Origin of the sequence: Anoxybacillus sp. LAT27, assembly GCF_022030075.1 — a bacterium.
Taxonomy (GTDB): Bacteria; Bacillota; Bacilli; order Bacillales; family Anoxybacillaceae; genus Anoxybacillus; species Anoxybacillus kestanbolensis.
The window spans coordinates 87,606-105,139 of sequence record NZ_JAIWYK010000445.1 but is presented as its reverse complement, the minus strand read 5'-3'; the positions used below and the strand labels follow the sequence as shown (position 1 = coordinate 105,139).

The following is a 17,534-nucleotide window of genomic DNA, read 5'->3' as shown; positions in this document are numbered from 1 at the left end:
AAAAAATGCGGAGAAATATTCATTGAGGTGAAAGTCGTGGCTGGCAAGGAGAAAAGAGCATATGTGTCGATGAAAGGAACGAAAGAAGGACTGACGTTGTATCTCGACGATACGTGCGCCTATGACGAATTATTAAAACAAGTGGATGAGTTGTTGATGACGACAACTCGCGATGAAGAAGGTCCGTTTGTTGCGGTGCATGTACATGTGGGAAACAGATATTTGACGCGTGAGCAAGAAGAGCGATTGCGCGATGTGATTCGAATGAAAAAAAACTTAATCGTTCACTCGATTGTAAGCAACGTGATGACGAAACAAGAGGCGTTAGAATGGAAGAAGAAAAATGAAATTGTATCTGTTGCGAAAATTATTCGTTCTGGGCAAGTGCTACATGTCGATGGAGATTTACTGTTAATAGGTGATGTGAATCCTGGCGGAACTGTCATTGCCACAGGAAACATTTTTGTATTAGGGGCGTTACGTGGCATTGCTCATGCGGGATATGATGGGAATCGTCAAGCGATCATTGCTGCGTCAGTTATGAAGCCGACACAGTTGCGCATTAGCGATGTGATGAATCGAGCACCAGATTATCGTGCCGACGAAGGAAATGAAATGGAGTGCGCTTATATTGATGAACACGATCAAATTGTTGTCGATCGGTTGCAACTATTGATGCATTTACGACCGAATTTAACCCGATTAGAAAGGAGCATTTGACAGTGGGAGAAGCGATTGTTATTACTTCTGGTAAAGGCGGCGTTGGCAAAACAACAACGACGGCAAATCTCGGAACGGCGCTTGCGCTTTTAGGAAAGCGTGTCTGTCTCGTTGATACTGACATCGGTTTGCGCAATCTTGATGTCATTATGGGATTGGAAAATCGCATCATTTACGATCTTGTCGATGTTGTTGAAGGACGTTGCACCGTTCAAAAAGCGCTTGTGAAAGATAAGCGATTTGAAGATCGTTTATATTTGTTGCCAGCTGCTCAAACGAGCGACAAATCTGCTGTGACGCCGGAACAAATGAAACAGCTCATTGACGATTTAAGACAAGATTACGATTATATTTTAATTGATTGTCCTGCAGGTATTGAACAAGGATATAAAAATGCTGTCGCGGGAGCGGATGAAGCGATTGTTGTGACAACCCCAGACATTTCAGCGGTTCGCGATGCCGACCGAATTATCGGTTTGCTTGAAAAAGAAGAGCATATGAGACGACCACGTTTAATTATTAACCGCATTCGTAGTCATATGTTGAAAAATCATGATATGTTAGATATTGATGAAATTGTCATGCACTTATCGATTGATTTACTCGGTATTATTGTCGATGATGAACATGTGATTAAAGCATCAAACAATGGTGAACCAATCGTTCTCGATCCGAATAGTAAAGCATCGCTAGCGTATCGCAACATCGCCCGTCGCCTTCTCGGTGAATCGGTGCCGCTTATGTCGCTTGATGATGAAGAACAAAAAGGCTTTTTCTCGAAAATTAAAAAACTGTTTAGCGCTCGTTAGCACTTCCATTTGGAGGTGCTTTTTTCATTCATATCTTCTCTATTTCCCAAATACATATAATACAAATCGGACGAGAGGGGTGGGAGTGTGAGCGATCGAATTGAACATATTCGAAAACGAATGGCCAAGCGAAAAAAGCAACGCGAACGCTACGTTCAAACGATGTTGACGAATTGGAGCGAAGATGAAAAATACGGAAATCCGACCGTTGTGACGTATGACGGCGATCGGGAGCCGCCGCTGTTTCGTAAAGATATATTTTTATTGAAAAGTTTTTTGGCGGCGATGTTATTTTTTAGCGTTGCCATTTTGTTTCAATATGATTCTCCGAAAATGGAAGAAGCACGCACATTCGTCAAACAAGTGATGGAAGAAGATTTTCAATTTGCGACCGTTGCGCAATGGTATGAAAACACATTCGGCAAGCCGCTTGCATTTTTTCAAACAAAAAAACAACAAGAGACAACTGCTGCAACGTATGCCTTCCCTGCTTCAGCACGTGTTGTAGAAACATTCGAACATAATGGACAAGGCGTTGTTATTGAAACTAATCAAGCCATTAAAGCAGTCGAAGAAGGGATTGTCGTGTTTGCCGGTGTGAAAGAACCGTATGGAAAAACGGTCATTATTCAACATGCAGACGGAAGTGAAACGTGGTATGGAAAATTATCAGCTATTTCTGTAAAGTTATATGATTTTATTGAAGCGGGAAAAGAAGTAGGGAAGGCGGAAGCGAATAATCAGAAAAGTGTATTTTATTTTGCCGTTAAAAAAGGGGATCGCTTCATTGATCCGGTTCAGGTGATTTCCTTTGAATAAATGGGTAGCTATATTTATGAACATTCATATTCATCCGCTCTTTTGGTTTGTTGCGTTGATAGCTGTCATGACTGCGCAATTTCAGACGCTCCTTTTACTATTTTGGATTGTGCTTTGGCACGAACTTGGACACGTTGTTGCAGCTCATTTGTTTTCATGGCGTGTCAAACGCGTTTTACTCTTGCCGTTTGGCGGGGTAGCGGAGATAGATGAGCACGGAAATCGTCCGTTTCATGAAGAATTGATCGTAACACTAGCAGGTCCGTTTCAGCACATATTTATTTTTTTTATGGCATATATCGCTCACGAGGCAAACATGTTATCTAATGAATGGTATCAACAGATTATTGAATATAATTTATCTATTTTACTTATTAACTTATTGCCGATTTGGCCGCTTGATGGAGGAAAGCTAATGTTCCTTTATCGCACAGCGCGTACGTCGTTTCGGCGTGCGCATGAGCAAACGCTTTATTTCTCCTTCCTTTTCTTGATTATATATTTTATTGCTTTATTGGTCGTCGCACCGGCGCACATGAATTTATGGATCATTGGTCTTTTTTTAGCGCATGCTATTTGGTTTGAATGGAAGCAAAGAACGTACGTATGGATCCGTTTCTTACTTGAACGTTACTATGGGAAACGAACGGAATATCGAGCGTTAAAGCGTCTTGTCGTTGATGCAAATGATCCGTTATTTCGCGTCCTTCTTTTGTTTCATCGCGGAAAAAAACATGCGATTATCGTAAAGAAAAATCAAATGGAAATGGAGCTCGACGAAAACGAATTATTGTACGCATATTTTCATGAGAAACGAACAAATGAACCGATCGGCCATTTCATTTATACGTATTGACAATTGTTTTCTTTTTATGCTATCATCTTCTATGTTGTGTAGCACCCGTGCTACAACCGCTCAGCTAAGGCTATTTAAGCGTTCGCTTGAACCGCCTCGCAGCTGGCGAGTCTGAGTCTAATTTAGGAGGTGCAAATATGTACGCGATTATTGAAACTGGTGGAAAACAAATTAAAGTACAAGAAGGCCAAGCGATTTACATCGAGAAAATCGATGCAGCGGAAGGCGAAACTGTAACATTTGACAAAGTGTTATTTGTAGGTGGCGAAAACGTAAAAGTTGGCAATCCTACAGTCGCTGGCGCAACAGTAACGGCGAAAGTTGAAAAACATGGTCGTCAAAAGAAGATCATCGTTTTCAAATATAAGCCAAAGAAAAACTATCGTCGTAAGCAAGGTCATCGCCAACCATACACAAAAGTTGTTATCGAAAAAATTAACGCATAAGGCGTAAGCGATGATTCGCATAACAATTAATCGAACGTCAGAAGGGACGATTCGTTCCTTTACTATTAGCGGACACGCTCAGTTTGCAAAGCGTGGACAAGACATTGTATGTGCAGGTGTATCAGCCATTTCGTTTGGTGCGGTCAATGCAATCATTGCCTTGACGAATGTGAAACCGATCATTCAACAAGGGAAAGACGGCTATCTTCATTGTGAACTTCCGACAATTGAAGATGCGAAAGTACTAGCCGATGTGCAACTTCTTCTTGAAGGAATGATCGTGTCGCTCCAAACGATTGAGCGTGATTACGGTAAATACGTCAACATAACGACGAAAACGTTGTAGGAGGTGACACGACATGTTGCGTTTAGATCTTCAGTTTTTCGCATCGAAAAAAGGGGTAGGTTCAACAAAGAACGGTCGTGATTCGATCGCAAAACGTCTTGGTGCGAAGCGTGCGGACGGTCAATTCGTTACAGGCGGTTCGATTCTTTACCGTCAACGCGGAACAAAAATTTACCCAGGATTAAACGTAGGCCGCGGTGGCGACGACACACTTTATGCGAAAGTTGACGGCATCGTTCGCTTCGAGCGCATGGGTCGCGATCGTAAAAAAGTGAGCGTTTATCCTGTTGTAAAAGAAGCATAAGGAAGTGGAAAACTCTAACCAACTTGGTTAGGGTTTTCTTTTTGTTGTCGTATGTTATAATTATACTCAAAATGTTTATGGGAGAATGAATGATGGAGAAGCGGTGGACAATTGTAGAAGCGTTGCGTCATTCCAGGCACGACTGGCTCAATAAAATTCAGCTCATTAAAGGGAATTTATCTTTGCAACGGATGGATCGCGTCAATGAGATTATTCAACAAATTATCATTGAGGCAGAACATGAAGCGAAGCTAACGAATTTACAAGCAGAGCGGTTCACTGAATTGCTTATGACGTACCATTGGCAAGCTCGTCATATTCAATTAGAGTATGAAGTGTTAGGAGAGCCACGCTCGCTACATGCATACGATCATATGCTCGTTACATGGTGTCAAACATTTTTACATATGCTTGAGGAATGCTCTTCTCCACATGTTGAAAACTATGTAACGATTACGATCGATTTAACAGGAAAAGATGTGCGCTTATTTTTTGACTATCGCGGCATGCTTCACAAACTCGAGGCGGTGAAAGCATGGATTCAAAAACATAGTCAATATGAGGCGCTCTCGCTTTATGAATATGTCATTCAAGAACATGAACTAACGCTATGTGCAACTATTTCATCTTTTTAAATGAAAGATGAACAGATCGGAGGAGAAAGACGATGTTTGTTGATCAAGTGAAAATATATGTGAAAGGTGGCGACGGCGGAAACGGAATGGTCGCGTTTCGGCGCGAAAAATACGTTCCCAAAGGCGGGCCTGCTGGAGGGGACGGTGGAAAAGGTGGCGATGTCGTATTTGTTGTTGATGAAGGATTACGTACGTTAATGGATTTTCGCTACCAGCGTCATTTTAAAGCGCCACGTGGCGAACATGGTATGTCGAAAAATCAACACGGAAAAAACGCCGAAGATTTAATTGTGAAAGTGCCGCCGGGAACAGTTGTCATTGACGATGAAACGAAAGAAGTCATTGCTGATTTAACAGAACATGGACAACGATTTGTCGTAGCAAAAGGTGGTCGCGGTGGACGAGGAAATACTCGCTTTGCAACCGCATCGAATCCGGCGCCAGAAATTGCTGAAAACGGTGAGCCGGGACAAGAACGATACGTGACGTTAGAATTAAAACTGCTTGCAGATGTGGGGCTTGTCGGTTTTCCAAGCGTCGGTAAGTCGACGTTACTGTCGGTCGTTTCAGCAGCGAAGCCGAAAATCGCAGACTATCATTTTACGACGATCGTTCCTAATCTAGGTGTTGTTGAAACGGAAGATGGCCGCAGCTTCGTAATGGCAGATTTACCAGGTCTCATTGAAGGGGCACACCAAGGCGTTGGACTTGGGCATCAATTTTTACGTCATATTGAACGAACGCGCGTCATTGTGCACGTAATTGATATGGCTGCCATCGAAGGACGGGATCCGTACGAAGATTATGTAGTCATTAACGAAGAATTAAAACAATATAATTTACGCTTAACAGAGCGACCACAAATTATTGTGGCGAATAAAATGGATATGCCAAATGCAGAGGAACATTTGCAACAGTTCAAACAAAAATTAAATGAAGATGTGCCGATTTTCCCAATTTCAGCAGTCACGCGCCAAGGGATTCGTGAACTGTTATTTGCGATTGCCGACTTGCTTGAAACGACGCCAGAATTTCCGCTCTATCCACAAGAGGAAGAAGCGATTCATCGCGTCGTTTACAAGCTTGAAAAAGAAGAAGCTCCGTTTCATATTACGCGCGATGATGATGGGACATTTATTTTATCCGGAGAAAAGATTGAAAAACTGTTCAAAATGACCGATTTTTCACGCGAAGAGTCCGTGCGTCGTTTTGCGCGTCAGTTGCGTTCACTTGGAGTCGACGATGCATTGCGCGCTCGCGGAGCAAAAGATGGAGATATTGTCAAACTGTTGAATTACGAATTTGAATTTGTTGATTAATGCGAAAGGGGGCGTCTGTGCGGTGGATAAAAAGTTTTACTTAGTGCGTGAAGATGTGTTGCCTGAGGCGATGAAAAAAGTATTGGCTGCAAAAGAATTAATTGAACGAAAAAAAGTTGATTCCGTCGCTGACGCTGTGCAACTTGTCGATGTTAGCCGAAGCGTTTTTTACAAATATCGCGACGCCGTTTTTCCATTTCATACGATGGTTCGCGAAAAAATTATTACGCTTTTTTTTCATTTAGAAGACCGCTCAGGCACCCTTTCAAAGCTGTTAAGTGTTGTTGCAGCAGCCAATTGCAACGTGCTTACGATTCACCAAACGATTCCGCTTCAAGGACGTGCAAACGTGACGTTATCGATCAGTACAAGCGAGATGACGATGACGATTGATGAGCTACTTTCGCAATTAAAACAACTGCCTTTTGTTGAAAAAGTAGAGATTCTCGGTTCAGGGGCGTAGAGAGGAGAGGAAATGTGAAAATCGGATATTTAGGACCAAAAGGGACGTTTACGCATGCGGCCGTTGAGGCGGTTTTTCCACATATCCTGAACGTCCCATATCATACAATTCCGCAATGCATGGACGCTGTCCGTGACGGCGAAGTGGAGTTTGCTGTCGTTCCGTTAGAAAATGCGCTCGAAGGTTCCGTCAATTTGACGATTGATTATTTAATTCACGAATGTAATTTGCCGATTGTAGGGGAAATTATCGCACCGATTGAACAACATTTGCTCGTTCATCCGTCTCAATTGGACGATTGGAAGCACATTAAACGTATTTATTCCCATTCACATGCGATTGCACAATGTCATAAGTTTTTACATCGTCATTTAAAGCATGCCACGTACGAATACGTCACTTCAACAAGTGCAGCAGCTCAATATGTAAGCGAGCATCCGAAAGAAAATATTGCAGCGATTGGCAATCGTCTTGCCGCAAAACAATACGGTTTAGCGATTGCGAAAGAAAACATTCATGATTATGACTACAACCATACGCGCTTTATCGTATTGCACCGTGAACGCTGTTTATTGCCTGTAAAAGATCAAGAAGACGGATTTAAAACAACGTTGATGGTTATGTTGCCAAAAGATCAAGCAGGAGCGCTTCATCAAGTGTTATCGGCGTTTGCATGGCGAAAGCTCAACTTAACAAAAATTGAGTCAAGACCAGCGAAAACAGGCTTAGGGAACTACTTTTTCATTATTGATATCGATCAAAAAATGGATGACGTTTTAATTCCGGGAGCGATTGCGGAGCTAGAAGCGCTCGGCTGTACGGTGCAACTATTAGGCAGCTATCCATATTATACCGTAAAAAAAACATCCCTCGTGTAAAGGGATGTTTTTTATTCGATTAAAAATCCTGCTTGTTTTAAAGCTGCACATGCTTCATCGAGCTTTTCTACACGATCTGCTTCAAGCGTATGCAAATGCACACCATCTGTCAGTTGAGATAAATAGGCAGATTTCGTTTCGTTAATTTTTCGAATAAATTCATCGACTTCTAACCGATTGCTGACCATAATCGACGCTGTTAAGTCACCGTATACGGGATGTTCAATTTTGACATCTTTAACAGTAACGCCATGATCGACAATAGTGTACAGTTCGTCTTTTGTTTGTTCTGGCGTATGACAACAAGCAACCACGCGCGTATACATGTGAGTAGAAGAAGGCGATAAATATAAATATCCTTGGCTTGTGGCGATAATTGGTTCGTTTCTTGCTTTTAATAGCGAAATATCTTGAACGATAACTTGACGACTGACGTTTGTTTTATTGGCTAATTCAGTCCCTGTCATCGGGCGATGGTTCTCTTTTAGCCATTGCAAAATAAGCGCTCGTCGTTCCTCCCCAAGTAATTTTCTCTCTTTTTTCATGTTGACATCCTTTCTTTTTGAAGCTGTTCAAGTACAGAAACAACGGCTTCGATTTCGCTTTTTGTTGTATGCACACCAAATGAAAGACGAATGAATTGCTTCGCTTCATCGTCCTCCTTGCCGATCGCGATCATCGTTTTTGAAGGAGCTTGTTTTCCGACTTGACATGCGCTTCCCGTCGAAATGGCTATTCCGTGACGATTGCAGTGCAACATGACATATTGTCCTTCAAAGCCGTGAACGAGACAGCCTACAATTTGTGGCAATTGGTCAGTCGGATGCTCAAAAACAGTTATCGGTAGTTGTTTTTGAACGATTTGCTCAACAAAATAGCGACGCAATTCATTCATATGGTGTTGCGCTGTTGTGCGCTTTTTTTCGATTTCAAGAGCTGCCGTTGTAAAAGAAGCGATGCCGGGGACGTTGACCGTTCCCGGTCGAAATCCGCCTTCATGTGTTGTGTTTGGTAACGACATGTGCCAAGGGACGCGTGGGTTGATATAAACAGCTCCAACCCCTTTCGGACCGTAAATTTTATGGCTAGAGATGGATATGCTATCGAGATGGAACTGTTTCACATCTATCGGTATTTTACCAAAAGTTTGTACACAATCGCTATGAAAGATAATTTGTTTTTTCTTTAACAATTCACCAATTTGCTTTAATGGTTGAATTGTGCCAATTTCAGAATTCGCATGTTGAATAGATACAAGAATCGTTTCTTCTGTCAACGCCCGTTCAAGCGCTTCAATATTTACTCGTCCAAAACGATCGACAGGAACGTACGTGACGGTGAATCCTTCTTGTTCTAGCTGGGCGCATACCGCATGGACGGAAGCGTGTTCAACGCTTGATGTAATAATATGTTTTCCTTTGTGACAATGGGCATAAGCGAGCGAACGAATAGCAAGGACGTTTGCCTCCGTCCCACCGCTTGTGAAATATATCCCTTTTTCTTCTCCTCCAACGAGTTGAGCGATTTGTTTTCGGCAAACGGTAAGCAACTCATTTGCCGCTGTTCCGATGTCATGGAGACTGCTGGCGTTTCCAAAATATTTTTTTGCGCTTTCTACATAAACAGCTAACGCTTCTTCACTCATCGGTGTTGTTGCAGCGTGGTCTAAATAAATCATCTCATTCACCAACTTCCAAAACAAAAGTCTTGTCATCAGTTTAAATATATGTCAATATAGGTGTCAAGACAGTATGAAATGGAGGAGCATCCATGCGTGAAGCGGATGTGATTATCGTTGGTAGCGGCCTTGCAGCATTAATGGTTGCCTACCATTTATGTGAGCATAAAAATGTGATTATTTTCACGAAGTCGAATAAAGAAACGAGTAATTCTTGGCTTGCTCAAGGGGGAGTGGCTGCTGCCATCCACCCGAATGATCATTGGTCATCTCATTACGAAGATACGATCATTGCTGGGTGTGAGCATAATGATAACGAGGCGGTACGTATTTTAGTTCAAGAAGGACGTGAAGCGATTCAACATTTCATGAATCTCGGTTTTTCATTTGATGTGGACGAACGTGGACAGCTCCTTTTTGGCCAAGAAGGTGCGCATCGCACGAAGCGTATTTTACATGCTGGAGGAGATGCGACTGGGAAAAATATGGTATCCTTCTTATTTGAGAAGCTTTCCGGACGTGTAACGTTTATAGAAAACGATCCTGTGATTGACTTGCTTGTCTCCGATAGGCGTTGTGTAGGGGTGCAAACGAAGCAAGGAACGTATGTAGCGAATGCAACAATTATTGCAACAGGTGGAATTGGGCAGTTGTACACGTTTACATCGAACGCTGAAACAGCAACAGGCGATGGAATTGCGATGGCATATCGAGCTGGCGCGGCTGTGGCGGATATGGAATTTGTGCAGTTTCATCCGACAATGCTCTATGTGAATGGAAAAGCGGTTGGTCTCATTTCCGAAGCGGTGCGCGGTGAAGGAGCGATTCTCGTCACCGATGACGGTCGACGCGTGATGGACGGGGTGCATCCGCAAAAAGATTTAGCTCCACGTGACGTTGTATCTCGAGCCATTGATCGTGAAATAAAAAATGGTCATCGTGTTTTTTTAAATATTTCTACGATCCCACACTTTTCATCTCGGTTTCCAACGATCACATCTCTTTGTGAGCGCTATCATATTGATTGGCGTAACGGTCTTCTTCCTGTTGTCCCGGGTGCTCATTTTTTAATGGGGGGTATCGTTGTAAATACGGATGGAGAAACGACGTTACCGGGATTGTATGCAGTTGGGGAAGCGGCATGTACAGGTGTACATGGTGCAAACCGTTTAGCGAGCAACTCGTTGCTTGAAGCGCTTGTTTTTAGTAGAAGATTAGCTTTTCACTTGTTGCAAAAAAGGGGACAACATCGGACGTTAAAGAAAAGCGAGAGGAAAGGAACTCACGTACGTATCACGTTACCAACAAAAGAACAAATTCAACAAACGATGACGCAATATGTTGGGATTGTGCGTGATTATGATCAACTGTTACAAGCGAAACGATGGTTTGAGCAATACGCGATTCATAAACTCGTGGATATGGCACCTGAACATGACGATGAGAAACGGACGACCATATACATGTTAATCGTTGGATGGCTTATCACGACTTCAGCTTTGCAACGAAAAGAAAGTCGCGGTGCTCATTATCGAAGTGATGAGCCGTTTGAAAAAATGTATTGGGAAAAGCGGCGCATCATGCGCACGAGAGCAGAGCATCTCATGAAGGAGGGTTTGAGTTGAATGAACTAAAGTTAAAAGAGCTATTGAAGCGGTTTTTTTTAGAGGACATTGGGGAACGTGATATTACGAGCGAAACAATTTTCTCTCCTTCAAATGAGGGAAGAGCGATATTTGTTGCTAAAGAAGATGGGATCATCGCGGGTGTTTCCATTATTGAAATCGGATATCAGTTATTACACCCATCTATCGCATGTCAATCATATAAACGAGACGGGGAAAGCGTAAAAAAAGGAGAGGTCATCGCCGTCGTTTCAGGTCCAATCATCCCGCTTTTATCAGGTGAGCGCGTCATTTTAAACTTACTTCAGCGTATGAGTGGTATTGCTACATTGACAAACCAAGCCGTTCGGGCACTCAACAGCAATCACACTCGCATTTGTGATACACGAAAAACAACGCCAGGGCTTCGCATGTTAGAAAAATATGCGGTGACATGCGGTGGCGGCTATAATCATCGCTTCGGTTTGTATGATGGGGTGATGATTAAAGATAATCATATTGCGTTTTGTGGATCGATAAAAAAAGCGGTCGAACGCGTTCGTTCCCAACTCGGTCATATGGTAAAAATTGAAGTGGAAACGGAAACGAAACAACAAGTCATCGAAGCGGTTGAAGCAGGGGCGGACATCATTATGTTTGATAACCGTACACCCGATGAAATTCGCGAATTTGTCCAACTCGTCCCATCGTCTATCATTACAGAAGCGTCAGGTGGGATTACCCTTGAAAATATTGCACAATATCGGGATACAGGGGTTGACTACATTTCGTTAGGGATGTTAACGCACTCAGCGAAAGCGCTGGACATTAGTTTAAACGTGCAATAGGAGGAATGAACGATGAACGTATTACAAATCATGCAACAACACGACACGATGCCAGAGACATATAAACAGTTGTCAGTTGAAGAAATGGAAAAACGAGTCGCTCGTGTCAAACGGGAGCTCGGCACGCGTTTATTTATTCCAGGTCATCATTATCAAAAAGACGAAGTCATTCAATTTGCGGATGCGACAGGTGATTCATTGCAACTCGCTCAAGTAGCAGCGAAAAATAAAGAGGCTGAATATATTGTATTTTGTGGCGTCCATTTTATGGCGGAAACAGCGGATATTTTAACGAGTGATGAACAAATCGTCATTTTGCCAGATATGCGTGCAGGCTGTTCGATGGCTGATATGGCAGAAATTGAACAAGTGGAACGAGCATGGCCTATATTACAACAACTGTTTGGCGATACGATTTTACCGTTAACGTACGTCAACTCTACAGCTGCGATTAAAGCGTTTGTCGGTTTACATGGCGGTGCAACAGTAACATCATCAAATGCGAAAAAAATGGTCGCATGGGCGTTTACCCAAAAGGAGCGTATTTTCTTTTTGCCTGACCAACATTTAGGAAGAAATACAGCATACGATCTCGGTGTTCCGTTAGAGCAAATGGCTGTATGGGACCCGATAACAAATACATTGCAATATGAGGGAGATGTCCAACAAATTAAAGTGATTTTATGGAAGGGGCATTGTTCCGTTCATGAAAACTTTACAGTAAAACATATTGAACATATTCGAAAAACGAAGCCAGATATGAAAATTATCGTTCATCCAGAATGTAGCTGGGAAGTCGTGCAACAAGCAGATGATGCAGGATCGACGAAATATATTATCGAAACGATTGCCAACGCACCATCAGGAAGCAAATGGGCGATCGGAACAGAAATGAATTTAGTGAATCGCATCATTCAACAACATCCAGATAAAGAAATTGTATCGTTAAACCCGTATATGTGTCCATGTTTAACGATGAATCGCATTGATTTACCGCATTTACTTTGGGCGCTTGAATCGTTGTTTGAAGGGAAAATCGTCAATCGCATTACTGTCCCAAAAGATGTAGCAGAAGGAGCGATGTTAGCACTTGAGCGCATGTTAGCACGCGCATAAGATCGGCATTTTTTTGCCGGTCTTTTTTATTTTTATCATAAAAAAAGCTTTCTGTTCATAAGTTATGTTGAAGCCTAGTAGCGACAAGCTGAACATGACATATACGTCACGTCTGAACATAGGAGGGGGAAACACGTGAAAATTCATATCGTTCAAAAAGGAGATACCCTTTGGAAAATTGCGGAGAAATATGGGGTTGATTTTGAAGAGCTAAAAAAAATGAACGCTCATTTAAGTGATCCAAATTCCATTATGCCGGGGATGAAAATTAAGGTACCAACACCAGCCGCACCAGCGAAACCAGTCAAAAAGGAAACGCCAAAAGTTTCTGTTGATGTTGACATTCATGTAAACGAAAAAGAGCAACCATTACAACAACCGCAAAACGTTGAACCAATCGCAAAAGAAGTTCCAATTGCAAAAGCATCGGAAAAAAAAGAAGAGCCGAAACAAGAGATGCCGCTTTTGCCGCCAAAGCCGCCAAATATTATGCCGAATATGATGGAACCTGACGAAGAGATACCAATGCCGCCATTTCCAAATATTCCACCAATTCCAGCAACGCAAGCGCCAGTGATGGAAGAACAACCACAACAACCGATGCAGCCGCAGCCTGCTCCAATGCCTTTGCCGATGCCAATGCCGTGCATTCCTATTTCGCCAATGATGCCAGGATACGGTTTTTATCCGTGGTTTCCGCCAATGTATCCAATGATGCCGTGGACATATCCACAAAACATGGCAAACAACGATGATTGCGGATGTGGTGAACCGAAACCGACACCATACATGCCACAAATGCCAACAGGTGAATATTCTCAACAGTCGCAACCGATGATGCCACAGATGCCAACAGGTGCAGGGGAGTATTCACAACAATCGCAACAAGCATCATATCCACAACAAATGTATGGTGAAAACGTGCCGATGATGCCACAGCAAATGTATATGCCACAGCCAGCTATGCCATATGGTCCGTACGGATGGCAACAAGGGTGGCAGGGGCAACCGTATGGAATGAATCCATATTTTTCTGTTCCTTATCGTGAAGAAGAAGAGGGGCAATAAGTCGCCTCTTTTTCTTTTTGCTTTTTGTGTGATAAAATGAACATGATGATGTAAAAAGAAAGGGATGTACATACATGGAACAAAAAATTGAGAAGTTAATTGCATGGCTTCGTGAACGCGTACAGGAAGCAGGGATGAACGGAGCGATTGTCGGGATTAGTGGCGGCATTGATTCTGCGGTCGTTGCCCATTTAATTAAGCGGGCATTTCCTAACAACTCGTTAGGGCTCATTATGCCATGTAAAAGTAACCCAAAAGATAAAGAAGATGCATTAAAAGTTGTACAAAGTTGCGGCATTGATTATCATGTCATCGACTTAACAGAAACACATCGCGTATTATTCGGTGAAATTGAGAAACAACTAAAAGAAAAGGGGCAATGGAACGAGCAAGCTGCGCGCCTTGGTGATGCGAATACACGTGCACGTCTGCGTATGACGACGTTGTATGCGGTCGCAAATAATTATGGTTACCTCGTCGTCGGGACGGATAATGCAGCAGAGTGGCATACGGGCTACTTTACAAAATACGGCGATGGTGGCGTTGATTTAGTCCCACTTGTTCATTTCACAAAAGGAGAAGTGCGTGAAATGGCTCGCATTCTCGGTGTACCTGAAGAAATTATTACGAAAGCGCCTAGCGCAGGTCTTTGGGAAGGACAAACAGACGAAAACGAAATGGGTACAACGTATGATATGATCGATAAATATTTAAAAGGTGAGCCTATTCCAGAACGTGACCGTGCGATTATTGAACGGCTTCATGAACGTTCGCATCATAAACGGCAATTAGCGATTGCTCCACCGAAATTTTAACAGCGATAAAACTCCTTTTTTGCGCCAAGCTAATGATGTAGACCATGGTCTACAAAAGCAAAAAGGGGGTTTTTCCTTTGCGGAAGCGAATTGTTGCTCTTGGGGCAGTTATCGCACTTAGCGGGTTAGTTGCTTGCAATAACCAAGCATTTGATACACGTTACACTGACCGTACACGTCCGATTGGATATTACTCAAATGAAAACGACATGAATGGGTTTCAATACGGTCGTTACGGTACAGAGCGTTTAAACGGAAACGTTCGTCAAGTGCGCGACAATGATGGACCGATTACGGAAATGCTCGATCGTGGCATGAACCGAACAACACGAACACCGCAAGTGGATCGAAATTTTAGTCGCGCCGATCGCAACTATCACGGGCATCTAAATGCGATGGATGAACGCACCCGCCCGTCGTATTACCGTAATTATAACGGAGCGTTAGCTGAAAAAATTGCAAAACGTGCTACAAACGTTTCAAACGTAAAAGATGCACGTGCCGTCGTCTCAGGTGACCGAGTTGTTGTTGCTGTATCGACGACAGAAAAAAATACAGCGCGCATCGAACGTCTCGTTCGTGAAGCGATCGCTCCATATACCGCGGGCAAAACCGTTCGTGTTGTAGCAAATGAAAGCATGTATAATCGCATTCGTACGCTAGATAATGACATTCGCGATGGTGGTCCGATGGATCAACTAGAGCGCGATATTCGCGATATATTTAACGATATGGGCGATATGATCGAACGGCCATTTATGAATCGCGGCTAAAGAACAGGGGCTCACCCCTGTTCTTTTTCATCTATTTTTGTTATAGTTTTTATGGACATTTTTCACATATGAGAGGGGATCCGAATGGCAGGACATTCTAAGTGGAAAAATATTCAACGGCGCAAAAATGCACAAGATGCGAAACGCGGAAAACTATTTATGAAGTTGGCAAAAGAAATTTATGTAGCGGCAAAGATGGGCGGTGGCGATCCAACAACAAACGCTACGTTGCGCCTTGCGATTGAAAAGGCAAAATCAGCGAACATGCCGAACGAAAATATTGAACGTGCCATTAAAAAAGCAACAGGAAATCAAGAACATACACATTACGAAGAAATTCGTTATGAAGGATATGGACCAGGCGGCGTAGCGGTCATGGTGATTTGCTTAACAGATAATAAAAATCGTACAGCCTCTAGCGTTCGTGTCGCATTTTCAAAAAATGGCGGAAACTTAGGGGAAACGGGATGTGTTTCGTATTTATTTGATCGAAAAGGATTAATCGTTATCGCACGTGAAAATTTACATATCGATGAAGATGAGATGCTGTTACAAGCGATTGAAGCAGGGGCAGATGAAATGGAAACAACGGAAGATTCATTTGAAATTTATACATCCCCAGAACAGTTCGAACAAGTAAAAAATACGTTAGCTGCCCAAGGATTTACGTTTGCGACAGCCGAAATAACGATGATTCCGCAAACGTATACGACGTTAACGGATGACGATTTAACGAAAATGTTAAAACTCATTGATATGCTTGAAGATGATGATGATGTGCAAGAAATTTACCATAATTTAGACGAATCTATGTTAGAATAACGGTCTTGCGGTAGCAAGACCGTTTAATTTTGGAGAAAATGGGCAACATATGAATGAGGTGAAAATCATGATACTTACATTACTGTTCAGTTTATTTGTTTTGCAACATACGTTTCCTGTGGAGATGACAATTATTTTAGAAACCGTATATATGGATGGGGAAGTGGGCGAGGAAATAAGGGAAGAAACGGTAACATCAATGAAAGACATTTGGAACAAATATAAAGATTGGCGCCTAATCAATATGGATGACGAGCAAATTGTTTTTCAACGATATGTTGACGATTTATCTCCATTAACGAAAGCAGGGTATTTCGGTCTTACTGAAGATGGCACACTCTCGATTTTTGAAGGGAAGCCAGGTGAATCATCTCGCGTCATTCAATCGTTTTTTCAAATTGATGTAAAAAAACTAGAAAGTCATGAACGAGAGAAATTGAAAAAAGGCATTTCAGTTCGTTCCAAGAGAAATTATGAACGTGTCATCGAAGCATATAAACCGTTTGGAAAATAAGTCCGCGCACGAAAGCGGACTTTTTGTGTTTGGCCTTCTGCTTTCCGCTTTTCTTGTATTATGCTAAAATGAAAAGCGTGAGAAAAGGAGGACGAGGCGTTGATTGAATTTATTCGTGGATATGTCGATTACGTTTGCCCGGAATATGTTGTCATCGAAAATAACGGAGTAGGCTATCAAATTTTTACTCCCAATCCGTTTTCATTTCAAATGAACAAACAGCAACAAATTGTTGTATATACATATCAGTACGTGCGTGAAGATGTGCTTGCGCTCTACGGCTTTCATACTCGCCAAGAGCGAACGTTATTTGCTAAACTATTGCAAGTATCGGGCATCGGACCAAAGGGGGCGCTTGCCATTTTAGCAGCTGGTCAGCTTGAGCAACTTGTTGAAGCGATTGAAGCAGAAAACGATCAGTTTTTATGTAAGTTTCCAGGTGTCGGGAAGAAGACGGCGCGGCAAATGATTTTAGATTTAAAAGGAAAACTGCAAGCCATTGTACCTGATGCTTTCCCGAATTTATTTACAGAGCCGCTTGAAGAAACGAACGCACTTTCTGAAGCGCTTGAAGCGTTAAAGGCGCTCGGTTATGCAGACAAAGAAATTCAAAAAGTTGTGCCGATGCTAAAACAAGAACGATTATCGACAGAAGGATATATTAAGCTTGCTTTACAGAAACTACTAAAGTAAGGAGGATG

General features: G+C 42.4%; 22 protein-coding genes and 1 other annotated feature. Of the genes, 20 read left to right on the top strand and 2 right to left on the bottom strand.

Annotated features, from left to right (window positions below; translation table 11 throughout):
- Positions 1-27 precede the first annotated feature (27 nt).
- The 11 genes from minC to pheA all read left to right on the top strand — a co-directional run bounded on the left by minC (position 28) and on the right by pheA (position 7,595).
- Positions 28-720: a septum site-determining protein MinC gene (gene minC / locus LD028_RS16165; RefSeq protein ID WP_309240413.1), complete on the top strand. Its 693-nt coding sequence runs from the start codon at positions 28-30 to the stop codon at positions 718-720.
- Between the two features lie 2 nt (positions 721-722).
- Positions 723-1,529 carry a septum site-determining protein MinD gene (minD, locus tag LD028_RS16160; RefSeq protein WP_006320437.1) on the top strand — a complete coding sequence of 269 codons (807 nt, stop codon included), beginning with the start codon at positions 723-725 and terminating at the stop codon, positions 1,527-1,529.
- 87 nt (positions 1,530-1,616) lie between these two features.
- Complete coding sequence (locus tag LD028_RS16155; RefSeq protein ID WP_237812361.1) at positions 1,617-2,348, top strand: peptidoglycan DD-metalloendopeptidase family protein; 732 nt, start codon at positions 1,617-1,619, stop codon at positions 2,346-2,348.
- On the top strand, positions 2,341-3,204 hold the full coding sequence (locus tag LD028_RS16150; protein ID WP_237812360.1) for a site-2 protease family protein: 864 nt from the start codon (positions 2,341-2,343) through the stop codon (positions 3,202-3,204). The genes LD028_RS16155 and LD028_RS16150 overlap by 8 nt, the downstream gene beginning before the upstream one ends.
- Before the next feature lie 44 nt (positions 3,205-3,248).
- Positions 3,249-3,327: a sequence feature (ribosomal protein L21 leader region), on the top strand.
- Between the two features lie 14 nt (positions 3,328-3,341).
- Positions 3,342-3,650 (top strand): 50S ribosomal protein L21, encoded by a 309-nt coding sequence (rplU, locus tag LD028_RS16145; RefSeq protein WP_003396311.1) that lies wholly within the window; start codon positions 3,342-3,344, stop codon positions 3,648-3,650.
- Between the two features lie 10 nt (positions 3,651-3,660).
- Positions 3,661-3,996, top strand: coding sequence for a ribosomal-processing cysteine protease Prp (locus LD028_RS16140; protein WP_006320440.1), 336 nt, complete (start codon positions 3,661-3,663; stop codon positions 3,994-3,996).
- Positions 3,997-4,009: 13 nt separating this feature from the next.
- Complete coding sequence (rpmA, locus tag LD028_RS16135; RefSeq protein ID WP_003396301.1) at positions 4,010-4,300, top strand: 50S ribosomal protein L27; 291 nt, start codon at positions 4,010-4,012, stop codon at positions 4,298-4,300.
- A 92-nt stretch (positions 4,301-4,392) separates the two neighbouring features.
- Positions 4,393-4,935 (top strand): Spo0B C-terminal domain-containing protein, encoded by a 543-nt coding sequence (locus LD028_RS16130; protein WP_237812359.1) that lies wholly within the window; start codon positions 4,393-4,395, stop codon positions 4,933-4,935.
- Positions 4,936-4,967: 32 nt separating this feature from the next.
- Positions 4,968-6,254: a GTPase ObgE gene (obgE, locus tag LD028_RS16125; protein ID WP_006320445.1), complete on the top strand. Its 1,287-nt coding sequence runs from the start codon at positions 4,968-4,970 to the stop codon at positions 6,252-6,254.
- 22 nt (positions 6,255-6,276) lie between these two features.
- Positions 6,277-6,717: an ACT domain-containing protein gene (locus LD028_RS16120; protein ID WP_004889247.1), complete on the top strand. Its 441-nt coding sequence runs from the start codon at positions 6,277-6,279 to the stop codon at positions 6,715-6,717.
- Positions 6,718-6,731: 14 nt separating this feature from the next.
- Positions 6,732-7,595: a prephenate dehydratase gene (gene pheA, locus LD028_RS16115; RefSeq protein WP_077428044.1), complete on the top strand. Its 864-nt coding sequence runs from the start codon at positions 6,732-6,734 to the stop codon at positions 7,593-7,595.
- A gap of 11 nt (positions 7,596-7,606) precedes the next feature.
- Here pheA and LD028_RS16110 read toward each other — a convergent pair whose 3' ends face one another.
- Entirely contained in the window at positions 7,607-8,140 is a 534-nt protein-coding gene (locus LD028_RS16110) for a transcription repressor NadR (RefSeq protein WP_006320448.1), read from the bottom strand.
- A complete protein-coding gene (locus tag LD028_RS16105; RefSeq protein ID WP_237812577.1) occupies positions 8,137-9,273 on the bottom strand; it encodes an IscS subfamily cysteine desulfurase in 1,137 nt (378 codons plus the stop codon). Before LD028_RS16105 ends, LD028_RS16110 begins: the two co-directional genes overlap by 4 nt.
- Before the next feature lie 92 nt (positions 9,274-9,365).
- Here LD028_RS16105 and nadB point away from each other — a divergent pair, with 92 nt between their 5' ends.
- The 9 genes from nadB (at position 9,366) to ruvA (ending at position 17,526) form a co-directional block, all read left to right on the top strand.
- Entirely contained in the window at positions 9,366-10,898 is a 1,533-nt protein-coding gene (nadB, locus tag LD028_RS16100; RefSeq protein WP_237812358.1) for an L-aspartate oxidase, read from the top strand.
- Complete coding sequence (gene nadC, locus LD028_RS16095; protein WP_237812357.1) at positions 10,895-11,725, top strand: carboxylating nicotinate-nucleotide diphosphorylase; 831 nt, start codon at positions 10,895-10,897, stop codon at positions 11,723-11,725. Before nadB ends, nadC begins: the two co-directional genes overlap by 4 nt.
- A gap of 12 nt (positions 11,726-11,737) precedes the next feature.
- Complete coding sequence (gene nadA, locus LD028_RS16090; RefSeq protein ID WP_237812356.1) at positions 11,738-12,841, top strand: quinolinate synthase NadA; 1,104 nt, start codon at positions 11,738-11,740, stop codon at positions 12,839-12,841.
- A 135-nt stretch (positions 12,842-12,976) separates the two neighbouring features.
- On the top strand, positions 12,977-13,909 hold the full coding sequence (locus LD028_RS16085) for a LysM peptidoglycan-binding domain-containing protein (RefSeq protein WP_237812355.1): 933 nt from the start codon (positions 12,977-12,979) through the stop codon (positions 13,907-13,909).
- A gap of 74 nt (positions 13,910-13,983) precedes the next feature.
- The gene (gene nadE, locus LD028_RS16080; protein WP_237812354.1) at positions 13,984-14,724 is read left to right on the top strand and encodes an NAD(+) synthase; all 741 of its coding nucleotides are present in this window, start codon (positions 13,984-13,986) and stop codon (positions 14,722-14,724) included.
- 77 nt (positions 14,725-14,801) lie between these two features.
- Positions 14,802-15,497: a YhcN/YlaJ family sporulation lipoprotein gene (locus LD028_RS16075; RefSeq protein WP_237812353.1), complete on the top strand. Its 696-nt coding sequence runs from the start codon at positions 14,802-14,804 to the stop codon at positions 15,495-15,497.
- 84 nt (positions 15,498-15,581) lie between these two features.
- Entirely contained in the window at positions 15,582-16,319 is a 738-nt protein-coding gene (locus LD028_RS16070) for a YebC/PmpR family DNA-binding transcriptional regulator (protein WP_237812352.1), read from the top strand.
- A 49-nt stretch (positions 16,320-16,368) separates the two neighbouring features.
- Complete coding sequence (locus LD028_RS16065; RefSeq protein WP_370642800.1) at positions 16,369-16,833, top strand: BofC C-terminal domain-containing protein; 465 nt, start codon at positions 16,369-16,371, stop codon at positions 16,831-16,833.
- Positions 16,834-16,932: 99 nt separating this feature from the next.
- On the top strand, positions 16,933-17,526 hold the full coding sequence (ruvA, locus tag LD028_RS16060; RefSeq protein ID WP_171700721.1) for a Holliday junction branch migration protein RuvA: 594 nt from the start codon (positions 16,933-16,935) through the stop codon (positions 17,524-17,526).
- Positions 17,527-17,534 lie beyond the last annotated feature (8 nt).

What these genes read in the sequence shown, in the direction of transcription:
- rplU (WP_003396311.1), top strand. Translation starts at nt 3,342, where the DNA reads ATGTACGCGATTATTGAAACTGGTGGAAAACAAATTAAAGTACAAGAA.
- nadB (WP_237812358.1), top strand. Translation starts at nt 9,366, where the DNA reads ATGCGTGAAGCGGATGTGATTATCGTTGGTAGCGGCCTTGCAGCATTA.
- LD028_RS16070 (WP_237812352.1), top strand. Translation starts at nt 15,582, where the DNA reads ATGGCAGGACATTCTAAGTGGAAAAATATTCAACGGCGCAAAAATGCA.
- obgE (WP_006320445.1), top strand. Translation starts at nt 4,968, where the DNA reads ATGTTTGTTGATCAAGTGAAAATATATGTGAAAGGTGGCGACGGCGGA.
- nadA (WP_237812356.1), top strand. Translation starts at nt 11,738, where the DNA reads ATGAACGTATTACAAATCATGCAACAACACGACACGATGCCAGAGACA.
- LD028_RS16105 (WP_237812577.1), bottom strand. Translation starts at nt 9,273, where the DNA reads ATGATTTATTTAGACCACGCTGCAACAACACCGATGAGTGAAGAAGCG.
- LD028_RS16130 (WP_237812359.1), top strand. Translation starts at nt 4,393, where the DNA reads ATGGAGAAGCGGTGGACAATTGTAGAAGCGTTGCGTCATTCCAGGCAC.
- LD028_RS16110 (WP_006320448.1), bottom strand. Translation starts at nt 8,140, where the DNA reads ATGAAAAAAGAGAGAAAATTACTTGGGGAGGAACGACGAGCGCTTATT.
- LD028_RS16065 (WP_370642800.1), top strand. Translation starts at nt 16,369, where the DNA reads ATGAATGAGGTGAAAATCATGATACTTACATTACTGTTCAGTTTATTT.
- rpmA (WP_003396301.1), top strand. Translation starts at nt 4,010, where the DNA reads ATGTTGCGTTTAGATCTTCAGTTTTTCGCATCGAAAAAAGGGGTAGGT.
- nadE (WP_237812354.1), top strand. Translation starts at nt 13,984, where the DNA reads ATGGAACAAAAAATTGAGAAGTTAATTGCATGGCTTCGTGAACGCGTA.
- LD028_RS16140 (WP_006320440.1), top strand. Translation starts at nt 3,661, where the DNA reads ATGATTCGCATAACAATTAATCGAACGTCAGAAGGGACGATTCGTTCC.